Genomic DNA, 5,573 nt, shown 5'->3' on the forward strand with positions numbered 1-5,573 from the left:
CGCCCGCCCCGTTCCGCGGACGGCGCTGCGCCGGGCGCAGTCCTGTCGGCCCCGTGTCCTGGAGAGCAGCGCCCGATGCCCGTACCCGACGTGACCGTGGTGATCGCGGTCTACAACACCATGCCGTACCTGACCGCCTGCCTGGACTCCCTGGTCCGGCAGACCATCGGGCACGGGCGCATGGAGGTGGTCGCGGTCGACGACGGCTCGACGGACGGCGGCGGCGAGCTGCTCGACGCCTTCGCGGCCCGGCACCCCGGCCTGTTCCAGGTCGTCCACCAGGCCAACTCCGGCGGCCCGGCCGCCCCGACCAACCGCGGCCTGGCGCTGGCCCGGGGCCGCTACGTGCTCTTCCTCGGCGCCGACGACTGGCTCGGCGACGAGGCGCTGGAGCGGATGGTGACCTCCGCCGACGCCTGGGGGTCCGACGTGCTGATCCCCAAGCAGGTCGGGGTCAACGGACGGCTGGTCCCGCAGGGCATCTTCGACGCCACCGCCGCCTCGGTCGGCTTCGAGGACTCCGCGCTGGCCTGGGCGCTCGCCGACACCAAGCTGTTCCGGCTGGAGCTGATCCGGCGGCACAACCTGGCCCGCAACGAGGACCTGAAGGTCTACTCCGACCAGCCGTTCACCCTCGCCGCCTGTCTGCGGGCCCGCCGGATCTCCGTGCTCGCCGACTACGACCACTACTTCCTGGTGCTGCGCGAGGACCGCGGGAACGTCACCCAGCGGGCCGGGGCGCTCGACCGGATCCGGGGCGTCGCGGCGGTGCAGTGGGTGGCCGCCGAGCTGGCCGCGCCCGGCGGGCAGCTGGACGCGATCAAGGCGCGGCACTTCGGCTGGGAGGTGCCGCAGCTGCTGCAGGCCGGGCTGTCGGAGCTCGACGCGGAGCTGCGGGAGCAGGTCTGCGCCGGGGCCGGTGAACTGGTCCGGCGGTTCGCGGCGCACGAGGTGTACCACCGGCTCGCCGTGGCGGACCGGGTCCGGCTGGAGCTGGCCGCCACCGGGCGGCACGACGCGCTGTACGGGCTGATCGCGTACGAGGCGGAGCACGGCGAGCCGCCGGAGGTGACCGAGGACGGGGCGGACGGGGTGCGGCGGCGGTACGCGGGGTACCCGGCGTTCCGGGACGGCGCGGTGGGGCTGGCCGACGAGCTGTTCCTGCTGGGGGAGGAGCCGGTGCCGTCCGCCGCCGAGGAGGTGGACGGGGACGGGACTGCTGGGGCTGCCGGGGCAGGTGGGAGCGGCGGCCGTGACGGCTCCGGGGCGGAACCGGGTGCCGGGCCCCCCGGTGGTGCTCCCGGCGGGTCCGTCGCCGACGCGCCCGACGCGCCCGGCACCCCGGTCGGCGCGGACGCCGCCGGGCCCACCCTGGTGCAGCAGCTGTGGCGGCGCGCCGTGCCGGTGCGGGTCCGCCGCCGGCTGCGCCGTTCCCCGGCCTGGCGCCGGCTGGCCGGCGCCGTGGCGTCCGGCGGGAACGGGGGTCCGCGGTGAACGCGCCGCACACCGGCCCGCTGCACACCGGCCCACTGCACACCGGCCCGCCGCCCGCCCTCCCGCTGGCCGTCCGGCCGCCCGCCGACCGCCCGCTCGACGTCTGCGTGGTGGGCCTCGGCAAGCTCGGGCTCCCGCTCGCCGTCCAGTTCGCGGCCAAGGGGCACCGGGTGACCGGCGCCGACGTCGCCCCGGCGGTCGTCGCGGCCGTCAACGAGGGCCGCCCCCCGTTCCCCCGGGAGGCCGGGCTGGACGAGGCGCTCAAACGGGTGGTCGCCGAGGGGCGGCTGGGCGCGACCACCGACACCGCGGCGGCCGTCGCCCGCTCCGAGGCCGTCGTCCTGGTCGTCCCGCTGGTCACCGCGGCCGACGGCACACCCGACTTCGGGCTGCTCGACGCCGCCACCGACGCGGTCGCGGCCGGGCTGCGCCGGGGCACCCTGGTCAGCTACGAGACCACCCTGCCGGTCGGCGTCACCCGGGACCGCTGGGCGCCGCGGCTGGCGGCCGGGTCGGGCCTGGCCCCCGGCCGGGACTTCGCGCTGGTCTTCAGCCCGGAACGGGTCCGCACCGGCCGGGTCTTCGCCGACCTGCGCCGCTACCCCAAGCTGGTCGGCGGCACCGACCCGGCCGCCACCCGGCGCGGCGCCGAGTTCTACCGGGCGGTGCTGGACTTCGACCGGCGCCCGGACCTGGAGGCCCTGGGCCGGCCCAACGGGGTCTGGGAGCTGGAGTCCGCCGAGGCCGCGGAGTTCGCCAAGCTCGCCGAGACCACCTACCGGGACGTCAACATCGCCCTGGCCAACCAGTTCGCCCGCTACGCGGACCGGATCGGGGTGGACTTCGCGGCGGTCGCGGACGCCTGCAACTCGCAGCCGTTCAGCCACCTGCACCGGCCGGGCATCGCGGTCGGCGGGCACTGCATCCCGGTCTACCCGCGGCTCTACCTGTGGAACGACCCCTCGGCGACGGTGGTGCGGGCCGCGCGGGCGGCGAACCTGGAGATGCCCGCCTACGCGACCGGGGTGCTGGCCGGCGCGCTGGACGGCGGGCTCGCCGGACGGGGCGTGCTGGTGCTCGGGGCCGCCTACCGGGGCGGGGTCAAGGAGACCGCGTACTCGGGGGTGTTCCCGCTGGTCGAGGCGCTGCGCGCGGCCGGTGCCCGGCCGTACGTCGCCGACCCGCTGTACGCGCCGGGGGAACTGACGGCGCTCGGCCTGCCCGCGCACGGCGGCGAGCCGGTGGCGGCGGCGGTGCTGCAGGCGGACCACCCGGAGTACCGGGAGCTGGCGCCGGCCGACCTGCCGGGCGTCCGGGTGCTGCTGGACGGCCGGCGGTGCACCGACCCGGCACGGTGGGCGGGCGTGGCCGGGGTGCGGCGGATCGTGCTCGGGGGCGCGTGAGGCCGGGCCGCGCGCGGGGCGTTCACCGGGCGCCGGCGGCGGGCACCGAGGAGCGCGGGAAGGCGTCGGCCGACGTCCGGCGGCGGGTTTCCGGGCGGGCGCGGCACCGGGACGGCGCGCGTTCACCGGGCGCGCCGTCCGTTCGCGCCGGGCAGCGGGCAGACTGGCGGAGTGAGCGACGAAGCCTTGAACGGGACCGGCCCCGGGATGCGGTTCACCGCGGCCGACGAGGAGAAGAGACACGGCGTCCGCCGGATGAAGCGGATCGCGACCGGCCTGCTGGCCTTCGCGAGCCTGGTCTTCGCCCTGGCCACCTGGGCGGAGGCGGCCGGCGCGGGCGCCTGGGCCGGCTACCTGGCCGCCGCCGCCGAGGCCGGCATGGTCGGTGCGCTGGCCGACTGGTTCGCGGTGACCGCGCTGTTCCGCCGGCCGTTCGGCCTGCCCATCCCGCACACCGCCATCATCCCGACCAAGAAGGACGCCTTCGGCCGGTCGCTGGGCGACTTCGTCGGCGAGAACTTCCTCTCCGGCCGGGTGGTGCGCGGCCGGCTCGCCGCGCTCGGCATCGCCCGGCGCCTCGGCGAGTGGCTGGCCGCGCCGGGCAGCGCCGAGCGGGTCACCAAGGAGGCCTCGGCGGCGCTGCGCGGGGTGCTCGCGGTGCTGCGCGACGACGACGTGCAGGCGGTCGTCGCCGAGGCGGTCACCCGGCGGGCCGCCGCCACCTCGGTCGCCGAGCCGGCCGGCCGGATGCTCGGCAGGGTGGTCGCCGACGGCGGCCACCACGGGGTGGTCGACCTGGTCGCCGTCCGGGCGCACGACTGGCTGACCGAGAACCACGCGGAGGTGGTCGAGCGGGTCACCCGGAAGACCCCCGGCTGGACCCCGAGGTTCATCGACAACCAGGTCGGCGAGCGGGTCTACAAGGAGCTGATGCGGTTCGTCACCGACATCCGGGACGACCCGCTGCACCCGGCGCGCGGCGCGGTCGACAAGTTCCTCGCGGACTTCGCCACCGAGCTGCAGACCGACCCGGAGACCATCGCCCGGGTCGAGCGGGCCAAGGGCGAACTGCTCGACCGCCCCGAGGTGCAGGACCTCATCGCCTCCACCTGGGCCGCCGTCCGCTCGCTGGTGCTGAACGCCGCCGAGGACGAGGAGAGCGAGCTGCGCCGGCGCATCCGCGAGGGCGTGCGCACCTTCGGCACGCGCCTGGCCACCGACGCCAAGCTCCAGGCCAAGGCGGACGGCTGGCTCCAGGACGCCGCCCAGTACCTGGTCGACACCTACCGCGCCGAGATCACCTCGCTGATCTCCGAGACGGTGGCGGGCTGGAACGCCGAGGACGCCTCCCGCAAGATCGAGGCCAACGTCGGCCGGGACCTCCAGTTCATCCGGATCAACGGCACGGTGGTCGGCGCGCTCGCCGGACTGCTGATCCACACCGTGGCGGTCGCGCTCGGCGGCTGAGACCGCTCTGCATATCCTTGCCAGCACCGCTCAAACGCGCGTAGACCTCAGAGAAGGGCACCACCGTGGTCCAGCCGGACGGAAGTCGGATCGGAACCCCCAGCGCCAGCACCCCCGCGGACCGCTCCATCGAGGCGTTCATCGCCGCGATGCCCAAGGCGGAACTGCACGTCCACCACGTCGGCTCGGCCTCGCCGCGGGTGGTCGCCGAGCTGGCCGCCCGTCACGAGGGCCGGGCGAAGGTGCCCGCCGACCCGGCGGCCCTCGCCGAGTACTTCACCTTCACCGACTTCGCGCACTTCATCGAGGTCTACCTGAGCGTCGTGGACCTCGTCCGCGACCCCGAGGACGTCCGCGCCCTGACCTACGGCGTCGCCGAGGACATGGCCCGGCAGAACATCCGCTACGCCGAGCTGACCGTCACCCCCTACTCCTCGGTGAGCCGGGGGATCCCCGACGTCGCCTTCATGGAGGCCATCGAGGACGCCCGCCACCGCGCCGAGAAGGAGCTCGGCGTGGTGCTCCGCTGGTGCTTCGACATCCCCGGCGAGGCCGGTCTGGCCGCCGCCGAGGAGACCGCCCGGCTGGCCGTCGACCTCGCCCCCGAGGGCCTGGTCAGCTTCGGTCTCGGCGGGCCGGAGATCGGCGTGCCGCGCCCGCAGTTCAAGCCCTACTTCGACCGCGCGCGGGCGGCCGGCCTGCGCAGCGTCCCGCACGCGGGCGAGACGACCGGGCCGGAGACGGTCTGGGACGCGCTGCGGGTGCTCGGCGCCGAGCGGATCGGCCACGGCACCCGCGCGGTCGACGACCCGGCGCTGCTCGACCACCTGGGCGAGCACCGGATCCCGCTGGAGGTCTGCCCGACCTCCAACATCGCCACCCGCGCGGTGGAGCGGATCGAGGAGCACCCGATCGGGCGGATGGTCGACGCCGGGCTGCTGGTGACCGTCAACAGCGACGACCCGCCGATGTTCGGCACCGACCTCAACACCGAGTACGCGGTGGCGGCCCGGCTGCTCGGCCTGGACGAGGCCGGGGTGGCCGCGCTGGCGAAGAACTCGGTGGAGGCGTCCTTCCTCGACGCCCCGGGCAAGGCCCGGCTGGCGGGCGAGATCGACGCCCACCTGGCGCGGTGGCGCCAGGTCTGACCTGCGCCCGCGCCGTTCCGAAGGCCCCGCCGGCACCCGCCGGCGGGGCCTTCGGCAACCC

4 protein-coding genes are annotated in these 5,573 nt (G+C 76.1%); all 4 read left to right on the forward strand.

Annotated elements, in window-relative coordinates:
- Nucleotides 1–75 precede the first annotated feature (75 nt).
- The 4 genes from ACFCX4_RS34280 (at nt 76) to ACFCX4_RS34295 (ending at nt 5,512) form a co-directional block, all read left to right on the forward strand.
- Entirely contained in the window at nt 76–1,494 is a 1,419-nt protein-coding gene (locus ACFCX4_RS34280) for a glycosyltransferase family 2 protein (RefSeq protein WP_376151054.1), read from the forward strand.
- 65 nt (nt 1,495–1,559) lie between these two features.
- Nucleotides 1,560–2,897, forward strand: a complete 1,338-nt coding sequence (locus ACFCX4_RS34285) for a nucleotide sugar dehydrogenase (RefSeq protein WP_376151056.1) — start codon at nt 1,560–1,562, stop codon at nt 2,895–2,897.
- 207 nt (nt 2,898–3,104) lie between these two features.
- Nucleotides 3,105–4,364: a DUF445 domain-containing protein gene (locus ACFCX4_RS34290; protein ID WP_376151058.1), complete on the forward strand. Its 1,260-nt coding sequence runs from the start codon at nt 3,105–3,107 to the stop codon at nt 4,362–4,364.
- An 89-nt stretch (nt 4,365–4,453) separates the two neighbouring features.
- Complete coding sequence (locus ACFCX4_RS34295) at nt 4,454–5,512, forward strand: adenosine deaminase (RefSeq protein ID WP_376151060.1); 1,059 nt, start codon at nt 4,454–4,456, stop codon at nt 5,510–5,512.
- Nucleotides 5,513–5,573 lie beyond the last annotated feature (61 nt).

The organism is Kitasatospora sp. NPDC056327 (genome assembly GCF_042261735.1).
In the GTDB taxonomy this organism is placed as follows: domain Bacteria; phylum Actinomycetota; class Actinomycetes; order Streptomycetales; family Streptomycetaceae; genus Kitasatospora.